This window comes from Pseudomonas brassicacearum, from assembly GCF_000585995.1.
GTDB lineage: Bacteria > Pseudomonadota > Gammaproteobacteria > Pseudomonadales > Pseudomonadaceae > Aquipseudomonas > Aquipseudomonas brassicacearum_A.
Genome location: NZ_CP007410.1, coordinates 2,182,974 through 2,200,304, shown reverse-complemented (window position 1 = coordinate 2,200,304; position 17,331 = coordinate 2,182,974). Strand labels below are relative to the sequence as shown.

The following is a 17,331-nucleotide window of genomic DNA, read 5'->3' as shown; positions in this document are numbered from 1 at the left end:
AGGACTCGCCTGATGCACATCATCAACGCCCGCCTGCGCAACCGCGAAGGCTTGCATGAACTGCACCTGGAAAACGGCCTGATCGCCAACATCGCCCGCCAGACCGAGGCCCCCAGCCTGGGCCCGGAAGACCTCGATGCCGGCGGTAATCTGGTGGTGCCGCCCTTCGTCGAGCCGCACATCCACCTGGACGCGACCCTCACCGCCGGCGAACCGCGCTGGAACATGAGCGGCACGCTGTTCGAAGGCATCGAGTGCTGGGGCGAACGCAAGGCCACCATCACCCAGGAAGACACCAAGACGCGCGCAAAAAAAACCATCCAGGCCCTCGCCGCCCACGGCATCCAGCATGTGCGCACCCACATCGACGTGACCGACCCTGAACTCACGGCCCTCAAGGCGATGCTGGAAGTGCGCGAGGAAAGCCGTCACCTGGTCGACATGCAGATCGTCGCGTTTCCCCAGGAAGGCATCGAGTCTTACCGCAACGGCCGCGAGCTGATGGAAGAAGCGATCCGCATGGGCGCCGACGTGGTGGGCGGCATTCCGCATTTCGAGTACACCCGCGACCAGGGCGTCAGCTCGGTGAAGTTCCTGATGGACCTGGCCGAACGCACCGGTTGCCTGGTGGATGTGCATTGCGACGAAACCGACGATCCGCATTCGCGCTTCCTCGAAGTACTCGCCGAAGAAGCCCGCAGTCGCGACATGGGCGCAAGGGTCACCGCCAGCCACACCACGGCCATGGGCTCCTACGACAACGCCTACTGCGCCAAGCTGTTTCGCTTGCTCGGCCACTCGGGCATCAGCTTCGTCTCCTGCCCCACCGAAAGCATTCACTTGCAAGGCCGCTTCGATAACTTCCCCAAACGCCGCGGCGTCACCCGGGTCAATGAACTGCTCGAAGCCGGCATGAACGTATGCTTTGGCCAGGACTCCATCGTCGATCCGTGGTATCCGCTGGGCAACGGCAACATCCTGCGAGTATTGGAAGCCGGGCTGCATATCTGTCACATGCTCGGCTACCGCAACCTGCAAAGCGCCCTCGACCTGGTCACCGACAACAGCGCCAAGGCCATGGCCCTGGGCGAGCGCTATGGCCTGGAACCCGGGCGCCCGGCGAACCTGCTGATCCTGTCGGCCGACAGTGATTACGAAGTGATCCGCAGCCAGGGGTTGCCGCTCTACTCGATTCGCAACGGTGAAGTGCTGATGAAGCGACAAATGCCGGTCGTGGAGTTTGCCCCGCAGTTGGGCTGATACAAACCCTGTGGGAGCCGCGGCGCGTTTTTTGTAAGCGCTCTCGCCACAGGGTTCGTTTCCTTAGATTGAAAGCGTTGCAACGCTCGAAAGGGCTTTCGGAACGTCCGTTGGTTTTGCGGTTTTCTCGGCCAACGCGATGCACTTCAGGGCCAGGATCGTCGTCGGGTCGACCAGGGCCACGGTATGCCCATTAATATCGAACGCCTCGCAATGGTCGAGCACCAGCGGTAACTCCGTACACCCCAGAATCAGGACTCCCGCCCCCAGCTCACACAGGTGCTCGGCCGCCAGCAACAGTTGCTCCTTGCAGAGTCCTTGAGTGAAACCGGCCTTGATACCGCGCGGCCCGTAGATGGCCTCCATGACTATCGCCTGATAATCGACGCCGGGCGTAAGTATCTGGAGTCCGGCGCGGCGCGCGGCCTGGTGATAGACCTGGCTTTGCACAGTACCGGATGTCGCCAGCAGCCCTATCGTCTTGCCCGAACCATACCTGTGCACGATCCACTCCACCGTCTCGGTCAGCATGTTCACGATGGGCACCCGCAGGTGCGCCTGGATGCGCTCGACGAACGCATGGGCGGTATTGCAGGGCATCGCGATGGCGTTGGCACCCGCGCTTTCAAGGCGTTTGCAGGTGGCGTACAGCGCCAGGGTCGGATCGGTTTCATCCCGAAGCAGGTTGGCCGTTCGGTCCGGTATCTGCGGATTTTGCTCGACCACCATCTTGATGTGGTCCTGATCCTTTCCCGCTGGCGTATTGGCTACCACCTTGGCCATGAAATCCACCGTGGCGGCAGGCCCGATGCCGCCGACGATGCCCAGTTTGAAGGGCGGGCGTCTGGGCTGATGATGATCCAGCGTCGCGAAGTCAGCGTAAATCTCATTGATGTCCAGCACGGTGATGCCGCGCCGCTGCAAGTCGGCACAGACGAGGGAAAGTTCGGTCATGCCGGGCAGGATCACCGTTGCGCCTTGGGCCTGCAGCGAGAGGCAAGCCTGGTAGACCGCTTCAAGCGGTACGCCTTCCAAGTGGCCGTCCTTGATCCCGTTGAGGCCGTACATGGCCTCCATCAAACCCGATTGAGCATCAGCGTCGGGGTAGACAATCTTGAAGTGTTGCCCGAGATGCCGTTCGAACAAGCCGCAATGGCGCACGAAGTCGGAGGCGATGACCCCCAGCGTCGTCTGCGGCGCTACCGTATGGCGGACGTGCCGGGTCAAGGCGGCCATCATGTCCAGTACCGGAATGCCCAGTTCCTCCTGGATCTCAGCGCGAAAGGTATGGCTGGCGAAGCACGGCAGCATCACCGCATCGAAACCGCTTGCCTCGAACGACTTGCACACCTGGAACACATAGAACTTGCGCGACGTCATGTTCGCGCCTTGATCCAGGGGCAGCAGCACGTCCTTGAACGGGTGCTGCTCGAAGAGGAAGTGGTAGCGACCTTGATCCTCGAGTACCGCTCGGGACTTGACCAACTTGTAGAACAGATCGCCCCCGGCCAGTGACCCAAGCCCACCGACGATGCCCAGCTTGCGGACAACAGAAGCCTGGCGGCTCGACTTCGCTTTCACCTTCATGAGCCTCTCCTCAAGCAACCGGAACCGGTTCGGATCGAGGCCGAACGGGGGAATGTACGTCGTCGTCCTCAACGGCTTCTTCCAGAGGTTCGGACTTGGCGACCACAGCCGTCGCGATGCTGTTGCCCACCACGTTGGTGGCCGTGCGAGCCATGTCCAGGAACTGGTCGATACCGATGATCAACAACAGCCCCGCCTCGGGAAGATTGAACATCGGCAGCGTGGCCGCGACCACGACGACCGAAGCGCGAGCAACACCGGCCATGCCCTTGCTGGTGATCATCAGCGTCAGGAGAATCAGCAGTTGCTGGGTGAAACTCAGGTCAATGTTGTAGGCCTGGGCGATGAACAGGATAGCGAACGCCTGGTACATCATCGAGCCGTCCAGGTTGAACGAATAACCCAGGGGCAACACGAAGCTGGAGATGCGCTTTGGTGCACCGAACTTCTCCAGCGCTTCAATGGTTTTCGGGTAGGCGGACTCGCTGCTGGCGGTCGAAAAGGCCAGGAGAATCGGCTCGCGAATGAGCTTGCCCAGGTGGAAAACGGAGCGCCCGAGAAACAGGTAGCCGGCACCGAACAACAACGCCCACAGGATCAGGATCCCGAGATAGAACTCGGCAATCAGCTTGCCGTAATCCACCAGCAAGCCAAGCCCCTGGGTAGTGATGGCCGAGGCGATGGCGGCAAACACCCCAATCGGTGCGAAGGCCATCACGTAGTCGGTGATCTTGAACATCACCTTCGCCAACTCTTCGATGGAATCCGTGATCCGGGTATAACCGGCCCGTTTCACAGCGGCCAGGGCGAAGCCGAAGAACAGCGAGAACACCACGATCTGAAGGATCTCATTGTTGGCCATCGCCTCGGCAATGCTGCGAGGAAACACGTGGCCAATGAACGCCTTGAGACTGAAATCGCCAGTGTTGACTGGAACGGCAGCCGTTGCATGCTGGGCCACGTCCATATTCAGCCCGGCGCCGGGTTGAAACAGATTGACCAGGCCCATCCCAATCAGCAGCGACACAACTGAAGCAGTGACGAACCAGGCCATCGCCCGGGCACCAATTCTTCCTACGGAACGGGAATTGCCCATGCTGGCGATACCACCGACCAGCGTCGCGAAAACCAGGGGCGCGATGATCATCTTGATCATGCGCAGGAAAATGTCGGTGACCATCGAGAAATAAGCGGCTATCTCTTTGGCACTTTGCTCGCTCCCTGCGAAATGGTGACACGCCCAACCCACCAGCACGCCCAGGGCAATGCCCATTGCAATTCGACGTGGGAGCTTATTCTTCTTCACGGTGCTGTCCTCAAGTAGTTCTTGGATTTTTTTACTTGGCAGGAATCAAGTGGCGGTACCGATGCCTACGTGGCACAGGGACTACGAAGACAATTCTAAGGAGCGGTTTCAGAGACATGATGAGTAATCCAGATCAGCCCATGCGCTTTTGGAATAGTTGCTCAAATACCGCTATAGGCCGGGCGATTGCGCAGTAAAATGGCGCACTCACTGCGGGAGATTCGCGATGCAACTCAAATGGCTGGACGATCTTCTGGCGATTGCCGAATGGAAGAACTTCTCCCGCGCGGCCGAAGTTCGTTGCGTGACGCAGTCGGCCCTGTCACGCCGAATCCAATCCCTCGAGGAATGGGTGGGGGTCAAGCTGGTGGACCGAGGTACCTACCCCGTCCAGCTCACGGCCGCGGGCATCACCTTCTGTGATGAAAGCAGAGAGGCGCTCGCCGGTTTACTCCGGTTGCGTTCGACATTGCGCGACGTTGAACGAATGCCGGGGCGCTCCATCCAGATCACCGCCGGTCACAGCCTGTCGATGACCTTCCTGCCGAAATGGCTCACCCAGTTCCAGCAACACAACGAGCAGTTCAATGCTCGCGTGGTGGCCGCCAACATCCACGACGCCGTCATTGCGTTGGAAGAAGGCAGCTGCGATTTGATGATGGTCTACCACCATCCACTCGCCCCGATCCTGCTGGACGCCGAACGCTTCGGCAGCCTGATTCTTGGTCATGACGCGTTCATCCCCTTGTGTGCGCCCAACTCTAAAGGCGAACCGCTGTTCCGCCTGCCCGGCCGCTCCGGCAAACCCGTCCCTTACCTGGCGTACACCGCCACGACTTTTCTGGGGCGCGTGGCGGACATCGTCATCAAGAACGGCCCCGCCCCCACCGCCCTGGAGCGCTGCTATGAAGCCGACATGGCGATGCTGCTCATGCGCATGGCCATCGAAGGCTACGGCGTAGCCTGGTTGCCACAAAGCGCAGTGGTCGACGAGTTGGAGCGCGGGCTATTGGTGCGGGCTGGGGATGAGCAATGGAGCACCCGATTGGAGATTCGATCATATTGCGCGATTGCCAATCGCAATCCGACGATGCGTAAGCTTTGGAAGACGTTGGAGGGGCTTCGTTGTATCGGCCAGGCAGCGCACCCATTGCGCTGGAAGATGCGAACTGATCAATGATCCGTGGCGAGGCTATGCATTCAAGCCGATCCAGCCGTGGATACCCACGTATAGACCGACACCGATGATCAACACGCTGGACAGGTACGGTGCGCGTCGGGCAACGGTGCCCAGCCAAGGCCAGCGATTGGAGGCCTGCCTTGCGCCAATGGCCGCGGCGGCACCCACCGTGACCAGGGTAATCGCCAGGCCGATGCTGAAGCACAGGACGAGCAGGCCGCCCAGCGCGACCTCTTTGACCTGGAGGCACAACAGCAGGACGGTAATGGCCGCGGGGCACGGAATCAGGCCGCCCGTCAGGCCGAACATGATGATCTGGCCCGTGGTGACCTCCCGGTTGGTGAAGCGCTTGCGGATGTCGCTGGCATGCGCCTGCTCATGGGCATCCTGGTAGCCTTCCAGCGGCAGCGCCAGACCTTCGGGTTCCGAATGGGCATGGTCGTGATCGTGATCGTGATCGTGATCGTGATGATGGTGGTGCTCATGCTCATGCTCGAACCTGAACACCCGCTCACCGCGCCAGGTACGCCACAACATCCACAACGCGATGGCAATGATCAGCGCAGAAGACGCCAGTTGGAAATAAGGCTCTGTGGTTTCGGCATCCAGCCCCTGGCCGAGGTACATGCCGCCGATAGCAACCAACCACACCACGGCGGTGTGGGAAAGCGTCGCCGCCAAACCCAACAACACCGCCTGCTTGACCGAGCCCCGGATGGCCACGATAAACGCCGCCATCATGGTTTTGGAATGGCCCGGCTCAAGACCATGTAGCGCGCCCAGCAAGATAGCGCTGGGGAAATACAGCCAGGCGTGAGCGCCCCCCTGTTGCAGCAGTTCAGCAAAATTGGGCATGTCGGGCCTAGAGGTACTTGGTGATTTGTTTGAAGGCTTCCAGCGGAGCGCGCTCGCCGTTATTCAGCGACGCAACGGTGTCCTCCAGGCAATGATCGATGTGATCCTGGATCAACGTTCGCTTGGCCTGGCACACCGCTTTTTCCACCGCATGTAACTGCTGGGCGATATCCACGCACTCACGGCCCTCTTCGATCATCGTGATAATGCTGCGCAAGTGGCCGTCCGCCCGCTTGAGGCGCTTGATGATCGCTGCATGGCTTTGGTGGGGATGTTCATGATCGTGCGCATTCATGACTTGAACCCTGGGTTTCGGTGAGTTTACGTCGCCACATTATCCCCCCAGGGGGGATATAAGCAAACACATCGAAACCCTGATTAACCCGTGGGAGCGAGCTTGCTCGCGATGACGGCATCACATCCAACATTTCCATCAAATGATCCACCGCTATCGCGAGCAAGCTCGCTCCCACAGGGTTGCAGACTGCGCGGGGCAATGAGCGAGGCTGTGCAGGCGACCTTGCGAGGCCGCCCACTTCCCTTACGACGCCAGAACCTGCGCCTGCAATCGCCGCCCGATCACATCCAGCAGATCACAACCGTCGCGCAGGGGGATCGCTAGCACTTGGGCAAAATCATGCAGTACCACGGCGTCCGTACTGATGTCGGAACGCATGGCGAGGTTTTCCAGTAACTGGGTGACAGCGGCGATGCGGTAGGCGGCGGTGTCGTGCAGTACGTCCAGAGGCGCTTCTGTGTCGATCAGGAGTGCGTGGAAATTGTTTTCGATACCGGTAATGGGCATGTAGCGGGACATGAGGGGTTACTCCTGCGGGGATGGGAGATCAGTGGCGGATTGGGATGCCACTGGCAAAGGGAGCGAATCCAGGATCGAGATTCGGATATTTAGCAGGAGATATTCTTGGGTGACGCTAGACGAAAGCCACCTTGGATTGGCTGTGGTTTTCGGAGGGTTGGGGGTGAGCTTTTTCATTGGCTGATTCCTTAGTGAGAAAAAATCTGCCGGCATCACTTCCACATGATGGGTGGCAGCTGTACGCGGGTGTGGAAGGTCCGAGCACTAAGGATCTCGGCGCGTCCGAAGACGCCCCGCGTACAGCCGCCATAATTTAACAGCAGACATAAGAAAAGCGCCTGATTTAAATTTTGCGACGCTACGCGCCTTAGTGAGTAAGGGCTTCCACACCCTGCCGCTGAATTTGCAGCGACGGAGGGAATGTAGCGTGTGGAGCGATCGGGTGAACAGTCAGCGGGGAGCGACGTGCATTGAGGGAAATTTCCGATGAGAGTGTCCGGCGATGGATTGTGCCGCGCCGCTAATGAGCGCAAGGACTAATCTCGAAACGAATGGGCGTTCAACTCTTTAACGTTGGGAGGCTTCGTTGCGGTTGCCTGCGAGCGTTATTCGGTAGCGTCAAGGTGTCCACGGCCTCGACACAGTCAGCCCTGGTCCTGGTAGTACTGAGCCATGAAATCGACAAACGCTCGGACCTTGGCAGGCAAGTTTCGGGCATTAGGAAAAAGCGCGTAGTAATGCCGCACCCCAAGGGTGTAATCAGGCAGAATCCGAACCAGCCGCCCTGTCAGCAGGTCATCCTGCACCGTCGCCAGGGTGAACGCAGCAATGCCCCCACCCGCCAGGGCACAGGCATGCAAGGCGGTGATGGTGTCCGTATGAAAGGCGCTGTGACAGTCCAGGGTGATCGACTCACCCCCTTCATTGACCAGCGACCACTGGGTAGCCGATGCATACGTCAACAGGCGGTGCTCGTTGAGATCAACGACATGGCGAGCCAGCCCCGCCTTGAATACATAGGACGGCGCCGCTACCAGGACCAGCGGCGAAACACTGAGCAAGCGCGCGACAAGACTGCTATCGGCCAGCGGCCCACAAATCCGTAACGCCACATCAAACCCTTCGGCCACCAGATCGACAAGAGGATCAGAACAGGACAGATCGACCTGGATGTCTGGATAACGCTGCTGGAAAGCCGGCAGCCAACGAGCCAATTCCAAGGTGCCCACCGCCAGCGGCACGCTGATTCGAAGCAATCCCGAGGGACGTTGCTGCTCAAGGGATACCGCTTGGGATGCTGCATCAACACGATCGAGAATATCCACGCAAGCCGCGTAATACCGTTCGCCAGCCGCCGTGGGGCTCATGCTCCGGGTATTACGATTGACCAGACGCACGCCTAGCGCAGACTCCAGTTGCTGCAAGTGTCGCGACACTGAAGAGTGGGTGGTATTGAGCCGCTCAGCCGCAGCCGAAAACCCCTGGGCTTCTACAATGCAGCGGAACACACGCATGGCGAGCATCTGGTTCATAGCGTTTTAGCGCACCGGTAACTGGATGATCTGGTTGGTAGCCATCACATCACCGAAAGTGTCCTCGACTTCAGCCAACGCGGCTTTGTGCAAAGAATCCTTGTCTATTGCGTCACCGTTGACCCGGGTAATCGCGCGGGTCGCCGATGCATCGGAAGCGACCAGTACGTTGTAGCCCAGAGGCGCCGCATCACGGGCAGCACCGGCCACACACGCATGGGTCATGAGGCCCGAGATGATCAGGTTCTCGATACCTGCGCTCTTCAGGCGCTTGTCCAGATCGGTGCTGTCGAAGACGCTGACGGTGGTTTTCTGCAACACCACATCCTGAGCCCTGGGTTGCATGTCTGGGTGGAACTTCACGGTTTGGCCATCCTTCGCGAACACAGGCGAACCTGCAGGTGCAATGTGCTGGACATGGTAGACCGGCATCTTGTGTTCATCTGCGAACTTAATCAGCTCCCGGGCATTGGCCAGCGCCGCAGCGCCATCGGGGATCAGCATCTTACCGGTGAAGTATTCGTTCTGAAAATCGATCACCAGTAACGCGGTTTTACCGGCAGGCAATTCGCTGGTCGGCTGTGCACCGGACATGGCTCGAATGGTTGGATGGGCTTCGGCCAATGCGCCAGTGCTGGCGACAATGCCGGAAAATGCACAGGCGGCGAGGAAGCGGCGGGTGAAACGTTGCATGAGAAATTCCTTCTGTGGGGTAACTGAGTGAAGGAATGCTAAGGGGTTACCGCCTGCTGAAACACAGCGCGGAAGGTACAGGGCTTGTCTGGTTTTAGCACAAATACGAAGCCGCGATCTAACCCCTTGCTTCCAACGATAACGGCACAGCACACCTGGACTTCATCCAGCAATTAAAGCCATCCAGACCATTGGCAGGCCGCAATGCGGTGTGGTTAGCTACCTGCACTTTCCCCGTCCTTTAGCCGCCGAAGCCAAAAATGAACCTTACCCAGCCTCGTTTGAGATTGCTGTTGATACTGAGCGCGATCCTGTTAGTGGTGGGCGGCACGTCCTACTACCTGTTTCGCCAGAGCACTACGTGGGCAGATGAAAGCTTCACCGCCGAGGACATGAACGAAGGGGGCATAGAGGACATCGGCACTCTGACACTGCCTGAGGCGCAAAAGCGTCTGAATTACCTGATCCATGACACCGGTGAAACCCTCAGAGCCTTGGACTTGGTCATTGACTCGGAATTTAGCCTCACCGTCGAAAAAACCGAGTCGGGCAGCCAGCAAGAACTGCAATACGAGGAGCTGTTTGTTCCCTTCACCAGTGCACAGGTGAAAACGGCACTGGCAGCGAACCAGGACCTGCGTTTTGTTCAGCGGCTTTTTGCTGACAGTTCCGAAGTGAGGTTCGACACCAGCAGCCTTGACCCTCTGTGGAAGCGTGCTGCCACGCCGGATGAGCCGGCGGCCGAACAGTACCGCCCAGAACGCCTGCGTTTTCGAGACGGCAGTGAGAAAGCGTTCGCCGATCTCAAGGTGTCCTCCAAGTCAGGCCCGGATGATGATGAGTCGCTCGATGCCCCTATCACGCTGGCGGTCAACAAACCCTTGGCCAGCCTCAGCCTGACGATCGCTTACCGCAGCTATCCGGCGTTCAAAAAAGTGGTCTTGGACAAGGACCATCCGCGAGTGACCCTGGACGACGGCCAATCTTTTCAGCTCACGGCCCTGGGTGACGCCAGCGCCTCGATACGGCTGAGTACGCCCAAAATGTCGACCTTCGTCGTGCAGGGTTTGACCGACTCGGACAAGGCGCTTTACAGCAACGGCAACAGCACCCGCTCCTTCCCTTCGGACGGCGATATTGCGGCGATGCATACTTTTTACAAAGCCCTACTGCAAACCAAGAATGATCTCGATCGGCTCAAGACCAGTCAGGCGGTGCAACACCACGTGGAGCAACTGGCCAGCAATCTTTCCACTCAGGCGGGGCCGCTGAAAAACACCGAGGTCGACTACCAGTTCGAGGCCACGCCGCAGCGTATCGTCATTCATGTGCTCGATCCGATGGAAGATCACACCGCCGTTATTGACGAGGTGCATAACGTCCTGGCAGAGCAATCGCGTTACATCGCCCGCGAGCGGAAATCCGGTCTTTACGGCTTCATCGATCAGGCCGGACAGTGGTTGATCAAACCGCGCTGGACAGAAGTGCAGGATGGCGGAGTGGCGGATACCTACACGTTGTTTACGCTGGAAAAATCCAGCGAGCCGCAACGGGACGTGCAGGAAGTGCGGAGCCAACTCGCTTACTTCGCCCCCGGCAGCAATAAACTCATAAACCTGCCGTTCGAATACATCTCGCAAACATTGGACAATGACCTGCTGCTGGTAGAGCGTGAAACCAACGGCCCCTATGGGATTTACGACGCCAAGGCGCACCGCTTCACGCTGCCGATGAAGTTCGTCAATCCCACGGTCACCGGCAACGTGTTCATTGCCCGTCTCGGCACTAGAACCTATGCCACGGAAGGCCACTACGGCGCTTATACCCTGGCCGGCAAGGAGATTCTGCCACCGCAGTTCTCCAACATTGAGCAAAGCGGTGAGTACCTCTACACCCACTCAGCCGACCAGAGTCGCCAGGACGTCTTCGACCTGGAAGGCAAGCGAATCAACGCCCCGGGCTACAACGTGATCGGTCGTTTTTTTGGCGAGCAACCGCTGTTGGTGCAGGACGCTAAAAGTAAGAAGTTTGCTTTTATCAACCGCCAGGGCACGCCGCTTACCATCAAACTCCCCTATGACGAGGTGGAGCCGTTCTCCAACGGTATGGCAGTGGTCGGCCGTGACCAAAGCTATGGTGCCATCGACCTGACCGGCAGATTGCGGATTCCGCTGGAGTACAACAGGATCAGTGCGTTCCAAACCCGCTACGCCGCCGCCATCCCGGCCGGCAGTGGAACGGGGCTGGTGCTGATCAGTCAACGCAACGAACAATTCAAGAAGCTCGGCTCTTACACCAGCATGACCGTTCCTGATAACGGCAACGAAGCCCGTTACAGCGTGAGGGATCCGAACAACTCTGACGAGTACCTGGTCTATGACGCCGATGGCAATCTTGTGAAGGAAGAAGAATAAGGGATGCCTCAAAACTCAGGGGCTCATTATCCGCTTGCCTTTCCTCTCCCTCACCTCCAGCGCCTGCCCATCCCGCTGCTTACCCTGCCGCGCCTGGCCCACCAGTTGAGGAATCAGGTCTCCCTCCGGCAGGTGCCGCCAGAAGCGCCCGGGCATGTGCTGGCGCAGCGCCTGGGGGTTGAGTCGCGCTGGGTTGAAGATGTGTCGGTAATAGGTCCGCCACAGCTCGGCGCCAGGATCTTCGGCGTGACGCGCCCATTGTCGCCACTGCTCCGGGCACTGGCGTTGGTAATTCAACGTCTGACCATCGAAGCGGATGCCGTCACGGGGCGTTGCGATCAGCCAGCGTTGTTTGCCAAGTCGTTCGGCAAAATGCCCACTCGCGCTTTCGAGGATGTCATGGGCCGGCTGGTGAAAGGAAACCAGGTCCAGCTGTAATGACTCGGCTATTGCCTGCGGCAACGGGATGAAGCGCACGAAGGCGTGCAGGTGATGAGCCTCGCGCTGGACCTGCTTGATCCTGCGCTGCAATTCACTGCCCAGGCGATCGCCGGCCAGCATGGCCGTACGGTCGCCATGGGCGACGCGCCAGAGCACTTCGTAAAGCAGGTTCCAACGTTGCTCACCCTGGTAGCGTCCAGCCTGTTCAAGTAGCGCCAACAAAGCCGCCGGCACTCGCGTGCGGAACGGCCCCGGATCTCGGGGCAGCGACGTCGGCACGGCCAACAAGTCGGCCATAGGGCCTTGGGTCCATGTAACGTCGCTTGGGTCTATTCCATGGCTGAGCAGCGTCCGTGCCTGATCGCGCCAGGTAGAGAAATCGTCATCACACTCCAAGGCAATCATTACCACAGCCCCATCTGCACCGGCCTCTGGGGATCGCGCAAACGCGCCCGCAGCAGGCCGCTCCGCACCTGCGCATCAGGTGGCCGGTAGTCGCTGGTGACGATGAACGGCCGCGCCTTCTCCAGCACGCAACGCAACTGCACCAAGTCGTCATAACGAACCCGCCGCTCCCTGCGCAGGGCAACCAGACGTTGGACGCTACGCAACCCAATCCCCGGAATACGCGCCAGCAACGCAGGCTCGGCACGATTGACGTCCAGTGGAAAAACCTCACGGTTGGCCAGCGCCCAGGCCAGCTTGGGGTCGATGTCCAGGTCCAGGTTACCGGTTTTGCTCAAAAGCTCACCCGCCGTGTAACCGTAACCGCGCATGAGAAAGTCGGCCTGGTAGAGCCGGTGCTCGCGCAGTAATGGAGGTGCCGCCAAGGGCACGCTGGCAGGACTGTCGGGAATCGGACTGAATGCCGAGTAGTAGACCCGCCGCAAGCCGTACCCCTGGTAGAGCGACTCGGCGTTGCTCAGGATGGCGTGGTCGTCGGTGGCATCCGCCCCACGATCACCTGGGTGCTCTGCCCCCGGCGGAGCAAAACGAGGCGCCCTCGCCTCCCCAGCCACCGCTTGTTGACCCAGGTGGATGGTGCCCATAGCTTGGCGAATGGTTGTCAGTTGTTTTTCCGGAGCCAGTCGCTTGAGGCTCACCTCGGAGGACAACTCGATGTTCACGCTCAATCGATCGGCCAACCGTCCTGCCTCTTCAATCAACATCGGGTCGGCATCGGGAATGGTCTTGAGATGGATGTAGCCACGAAACTGGTGCTCTTCTCGCAGCAACCGCGCCACTCGTATCAACTGCTCCATGGTGTAATCGGCCGAACGAATGATGCCAGAGCTCAGAAACAGGCCGCTGATGCAGTTGCGGCGATAGAAATCCAGGGTCAGCCGCACCACCTCCTCCGGCGTGAAGCGCGCCCTCGGCACGTTACTGGAACGCCGGTTGACACAGTACTGGCAGTCGTACAGGCAGAAGTTGGTCAGCAACACCTTCAGCAACGAGACACAGCGCCCATCCGGCGTGTAGCTGTGACAGATCCCCATCCCATCGGTAGCGCCCAGCCCCTCGCGGCCTCGAGAGCTGCGCTTGGGGGCACCACTGCTGGCGCAAGAGGCATCGTATTTGGCAGCGTCGGCGAGAATGCCAAGCTTGGCGATCAGTTGCATGGAGGTGCTTCTCTATACTGGATATATGCACAGTATTTTGAGACGCACGGCGATGCAAGCACCATTGGTCAATTCTGAGCAGAGGAAGCCGGTTCCTCCAAGCCGCGACATAGGCCATGCCAGCGGGATGGGCTATAATCGGCACACCAACGCGATTGAGGTCCAGCCCCATGGGCAATATCAGCCTTGAAACCAAAAAAGCCTACGCAGCCCGGACCCGCCGTTCAAACTATGCGGCCAGCCTGCGCCTGGAAGGCTTCAAAATGACCTTGGCGGACGGCGAAGAAAAAATGCCGACCCGTGAAGAGGTCTTGAAGACTTTCGCCAAGACCAAGGCCTGATGCCAGACAAATATGGAGTCGGCGAAGACGCTTATTGCTATCCCGGCTCCAGAGTCTTGCGCAATAAACTCGATATCCGCGATGAATCGACATTAAGCGAAGCCGAACAACAGCTTTCGGCCATCGCGGCGGACAACGTCGAATTCAGCTCTCCTCCCTACAGCCTTGCTTACCTGCAGAACATTCATCGCATTCTGTTCTCGGACCTGTTTGAGTGGGCCGGGGAGCTGCGCACCGTTGGCATGTCCAAACAAGCCACCCGCTTCTGCCAACCCGAGTACATGGAAAAGGAGGCCAACAAGATCTTCGCCAACATGGCGGCGGCGAACTGGTTCGAGGGGCTGAACCGTGCGGACCTGATCGTCGCTGTCGCCGAAGTCTATTCCGATATCAACGTCGTCCACCCCTTCCGCGAGGGCAATGGCCGTGCGCAGCGCATTCTTTTTGAACACCTGATCATGAATGCCGGGTTTGAAATCAGCTGGTGGGGGATCGAAAAGGACGAGTGGATCATTGCCAATATTGCGGCTTACAACTGCGTTCTGGCGCCAATGGAGCAGGTTTTCGAGAAGTGCATCGGGCAGGCGATTCAACCTTGATCACAGGGCCTCACCCCGTTCATCGCGTTACGCGCTCATTCCGCCAAGTGATACAGTTGCCATCAACTAAAATCTGCTAAAGCACAAAAAAATGTACAGGACGACGTCATTCCCACCCAACAAGGAAGGTCGCGATTTTGCGGTGGGCGACATTCACGGGCACTTCAAGCTTCTAACAAAAGCCCTGGATAAAGTGGATTTCAATACCGAAGTGGACCGGATTTTCTCTGTGGGCGACCTCATCGACCGAGGCCCCGACTCTATAGACGCATTGAACTGGCTTGAAAAACCGTGGTTCCACGCCGTACGCGGCAATCATGAACATATGCTTATTGAATGCATCTCTGGCCACGGTGACATACCCAGGCATATTCGAAATGGTGGGGCTTGGCTCTACGACTTACAGCCAGACATTCAGCAAGAACTATCAAAAGCCTTACAAAAACTTCCATTGATGATTGAAATCAATTTATCAAGCGATCAAACAATTGGAATAGTTCATGCCGAAGCGCCTGTCATAAGGAGTAACGATGGCTGGCAAGAAGCTAAAGACGCTATCGCTGGAAAATCGGGGGAGCAGCATCAGCGGCAAGCCTTGAAAACAGCGCTGTATGCAAGAGAGAAAATCGAGCAGCAAGACCATACGCCTATTAAAGGCATTGACCGGCTCTATGTTGGGCATTCAACAGTGCCTGGCGTTAGGCGCTTGGGCAATGTCTTATATATTGATACTGGCTGCGCATTTTCTGATGGAGCGCTTAGCGTGGTAAACATCCAGACTGAAACAATCACTCGTATAAGCATGAGCGAGTGGAGAAAGGGATAGTCTTGTTAAATCTAGCGAAGCGGCCCTTGAGAAATATATATAGGCAGATATTCCGAATTCGGAAAGACAAAACCGAAGCAGCACGGTCATTCGGACCCGGCCCTTCAAAAGAAACTCAACAATACGTCAAGAGAGGAGCAGCCTACAGTACTTCAGGAGAGTTTGTAGCCTGCCCCCTTTTTCCGCATAACTTTCGAGAAAAGGCGCACAGAACATCTCGAAACTTATTCCTCTACGACTTAATATTTAGCATGATCATCGGGATTTGACTGAGCATCAAGAAGCCTCTTCACCTCGTCAGCGCTATTTTGAGGCAACGTGAGGCTCCCACCCGTTTGACTGAACCCCTGGAATGGCCGGCCCGGATAGTCCGGATCGCTAGGAGAATATTCGCGGATAACATATTGCTTATATTCAGTATCTTGACTCATGGCAATCTCCTCAAATTAACCTAATTGACATTTCCCATCGCCCTCATTGGCGGCACAATAGAGATTGGAGGTAAACAAAATCACTGTCTACTGTCAGAAATAACAGGCAAACGCTGAAAATCCTTTATTCTTATACGTATCAAGAATAAATAATTTTTGAATTATTCCAACTTGCTATTTTACGCTGCACACCTCAACGTCCCCAAACAAAACACAGTATTTAACCGCCTTCTGGTAAACTGCCTACCTTTTAGCAACCCCATCCAGATATTCGATGCCTCTAGACGCCGCCTCACCCCAACTGCTGTCCCGCCGCTTCTCCGTTGCCCCGATGATGGATTGGACCGACCCCCACTGCCGGTTCTTCCTACGCATCCTCTCCAAACACGCCCTGCTCTACACCGAAATGGTCACCACCGGCGCACTACTCAACGGCGACCATGAACGCTTCCTGCGCCACCACCCGTCCGAACATCCACTGGCCCTGCAACTGGGCGGCAGTGTGCCTGCCGACCTGGCCGCCTGCGCACGGATGGCCCAGGAACACGGCTACGACGAGGTCAACCTCAACGTCGGCTGCCCCAGCGACCGGGTGCAGAACAATATGATCGGCGCTTGCCTGATGGGGCATCCGGATTTGGTGGCCGATTGTGTAAAGGCGATGCGCGATGCGGTGTCGATCCCGGTGACGGTCAAGCACCGTATCGGGATCAATGGGCGGGACAGTTACGAGCAATTGTGTGAATTCGTCGGGACGGTGCGCGAGGCCGGTTGCACGAGTTTCACCGTGCATGCGCGGATTGCGATTCTGGAGGGGTTATCGCCGAAGGAGAATCGCGACATCCCGCCCCTGCGGTATGACGTTGCCGCGCGGTTGAAGGCGGACTTTCCCGAGCTGGAGATTGTGCTCAACGGCGGGATCAAGACGCTGGAGGCGTGCCACGAGCATCTACAGACCTTCGACGGCGTGATGCTGGGACGCGAGGCCTATCACAACCCGTACCTGCTGGCCGAGGTGGATCAGCAGCTGTTCGGCAGCACGGCGCCGGTGATCACCCGGGCCGAGGCGCTGGCGCAGTTGCGACCTTATATCGCCAATCACCTGGCCGCTGGCGGGGCCATGCATCACATCACCCGTCATGTACTCGGGCTGGGTACCGGTTTCCCGGGCGCGCGACGGTTTCGGCAGTTGTTGTCGGTGGATATCCACAAGACCAAGGATCCGTTGGCGTTGCTCGACCAGGCGGGGCAATTGCTGGAGGGACGTTAACCGTCACTTGCTTTGAACCTGCGGCCGGTTTTGGCATCGTATCTACCGATACCCGCCCCGGCCTTTCAAACAGCCGTTTTCAGGTTGTTGCCGCCGGGACCGTTGATACCTCTTCACGCCCTTGAGTGGCTGCCGGCCCTCGGGTAATGTCAACAGA

At 58.2% G+C, this 17,331-nt stretch carries 17 protein-coding genes; 7 read left to right on the top strand and 10 right to left on the bottom strand.

Annotation, left to right across the window (positions count from 1 at the left end):
* Positions 1–12: 12 nt before the first annotated feature.
* Positions 13–1,260 (top strand): cytosine deaminase, encoded by a 1,248-nt coding sequence (gene codA, locus CD58_RS09530; protein WP_025212789.1) that lies wholly within the window; start codon positions 13–15, stop codon positions 1,258–1,260.
* Between the two features lie 63 nt (positions 1,261–1,323).
* Here codA and CD58_RS09525 read toward each other — a convergent pair whose 3' ends face one another.
* A complete protein-coding gene (locus CD58_RS09525) occupies positions 1,324–2,847 on the bottom strand; it encodes an amino acid racemase (RefSeq protein ID WP_025212788.1) in 1,524 nt (507 codons plus the stop codon).
* A 10-nt stretch (positions 2,848–2,857) separates the two neighbouring features.
* Complete coding sequence (locus CD58_RS09520) at positions 2,858–4,153, bottom strand: dicarboxylate/amino acid:cation symporter (RefSeq protein WP_025212787.1); 1,296 nt, start codon at positions 4,151–4,153, stop codon at positions 2,858–2,860.
* A 226-nt stretch (positions 4,154–4,379) separates the two neighbouring features.
* Here CD58_RS09520 and CD58_RS09515 point away from each other — a divergent pair, with 226 nt between their 5' ends.
* Positions 4,380–5,333 (top strand): LysR substrate-binding domain-containing protein, encoded by a 954-nt coding sequence (locus CD58_RS09515; RefSeq protein WP_025212786.1) that lies wholly within the window; start codon positions 4,380–4,382, stop codon positions 5,331–5,333.
* Between the two features lie 12 nt (positions 5,334–5,345).
* On the opposite strand, the gene CD58_RS09510 is transcribed toward CD58_RS09515, so the two are convergent.
* The 5 genes from CD58_RS09510 to CD58_RS09490 all read right to left on the bottom strand — a co-directional run bounded on the left by CD58_RS09510 (position 5,346) and on the right by CD58_RS09490 (position 9,230).
* Positions 5,346–6,188: a nickel/cobalt efflux protein RcnA gene (locus CD58_RS09510; RefSeq protein WP_025212785.1), complete on the bottom strand. Its 843-nt coding sequence runs from the start codon at positions 6,186–6,188 to the stop codon at positions 5,346–5,348.
* 7 nt (positions 6,189–6,195) lie between these two features.
* A complete protein-coding gene (locus CD58_RS09505) occupies positions 6,196–6,483 on the bottom strand; it encodes a metal-sensing transcriptional repressor (RefSeq protein WP_025212784.1) in 288 nt (95 codons plus the stop codon).
* 246 nt (positions 6,484–6,729) lie between these two features.
* Positions 6,730–7,005, bottom strand: coding sequence for a hypothetical protein (locus CD58_RS09500; RefSeq protein ID WP_025212783.1), 276 nt, complete (start codon positions 7,003–7,005; stop codon positions 6,730–6,732).
* Positions 7,006–7,649: 644 nt separating this feature from the next.
* Positions 7,650–8,537: a LysR family transcriptional regulator gene (locus tag CD58_RS09495; RefSeq protein ID WP_025212782.1), complete on the bottom strand. Its 888-nt coding sequence runs from the start codon at positions 8,535–8,537 to the stop codon at positions 7,650–7,652.
* Between the two features lie 6 nt (positions 8,538–8,543).
* Complete coding sequence (locus CD58_RS09490) at positions 8,544–9,230, bottom strand: cysteine hydrolase family protein (protein ID WP_025212781.1); 687 nt, start codon at positions 9,228–9,230, stop codon at positions 8,544–8,546.
* Between the two features lie 260 nt (positions 9,231–9,490).
* On the opposite strand from CD58_RS09490, the gene CD58_RS09485 reads away from it, so the two are divergent.
* Entirely contained in the window at positions 9,491–11,644 is a 2,154-nt protein-coding gene (locus CD58_RS09485; protein ID WP_025212780.1) for a WG repeat-containing protein, read from the top strand.
* Positions 11,645–11,659: 15 nt separating this feature from the next.
* On the opposite strand, the gene CD58_RS09480 is transcribed toward CD58_RS09485, so the two are convergent.
* On the bottom strand, positions 11,660–12,496 hold the full coding sequence (locus tag CD58_RS09480; RefSeq protein WP_025212779.1) for a TIGR03915 family putative DNA repair protein: 837 nt from the start codon (positions 12,494–12,496) through the stop codon (positions 11,660–11,662).
* Positions 12,490–13,707, bottom strand: coding sequence for a putative DNA modification/repair radical SAM protein (locus CD58_RS09475; protein WP_025212778.1), 1,218 nt, complete (start codon positions 13,705–13,707; stop codon positions 12,490–12,492). Before CD58_RS09475 ends, CD58_RS09480 begins: the two co-directional genes overlap by 7 nt.
* Before the next feature lie 170 nt (positions 13,708–13,877).
* On the opposite strand from CD58_RS09475, the gene CD58_RS30170 reads away from it, so the two are divergent.
* The 3 genes from CD58_RS30170 (at position 13,878) to CD58_RS09465 (ending at position 15,473) form a co-directional block, all read left to right on the top strand.
* Positions 13,878–14,048, top strand: coding sequence for a YhfG family protein (locus CD58_RS30170; protein WP_144238531.1), 171 nt, complete (start codon positions 13,878–13,880; stop codon positions 14,046–14,048).
* A complete protein-coding gene (locus tag CD58_RS09470; protein ID WP_025212777.1) occupies positions 14,048–14,647 on the top strand; it encodes a putative adenosine monophosphate-protein transferase Fic in 600 nt (199 codons plus the stop codon). Before CD58_RS30170 ends, CD58_RS09470 begins: the two co-directional genes overlap by 1 nt.
* Positions 14,648–14,738: 91 nt before the next feature.
* Positions 14,739–15,473, top strand: coding sequence for a metallophosphoesterase (locus CD58_RS09465; RefSeq protein ID WP_025212776.1), 735 nt, complete (start codon positions 14,739–14,741; stop codon positions 15,471–15,473).
* Positions 15,474–15,712: 239 nt separating this feature from the next.
* On the opposite strand, the gene CD58_RS30165 is transcribed toward CD58_RS09465, so the two are convergent.
* On the bottom strand, positions 15,713–15,904 hold the full coding sequence (locus tag CD58_RS30165) for a hypothetical protein (protein ID WP_144238530.1): 192 nt from the start codon (positions 15,902–15,904) through the stop codon (positions 15,713–15,715).
* Positions 15,905–16,178: 274 nt separating this feature from the next.
* On the opposite strand from CD58_RS30165, the gene dusA reads away from it, so the two are divergent.
* The gene (gene dusA / locus CD58_RS09460; RefSeq protein ID WP_025212775.1) at positions 16,179–17,174 is read left to right on the top strand and encodes a tRNA dihydrouridine(20/20a) synthase DusA; all 996 of its coding nucleotides are present in this window, start codon (positions 16,179–16,181) and stop codon (positions 17,172–17,174) included.
* Positions 17,175–17,331 lie beyond the last annotated feature (157 nt).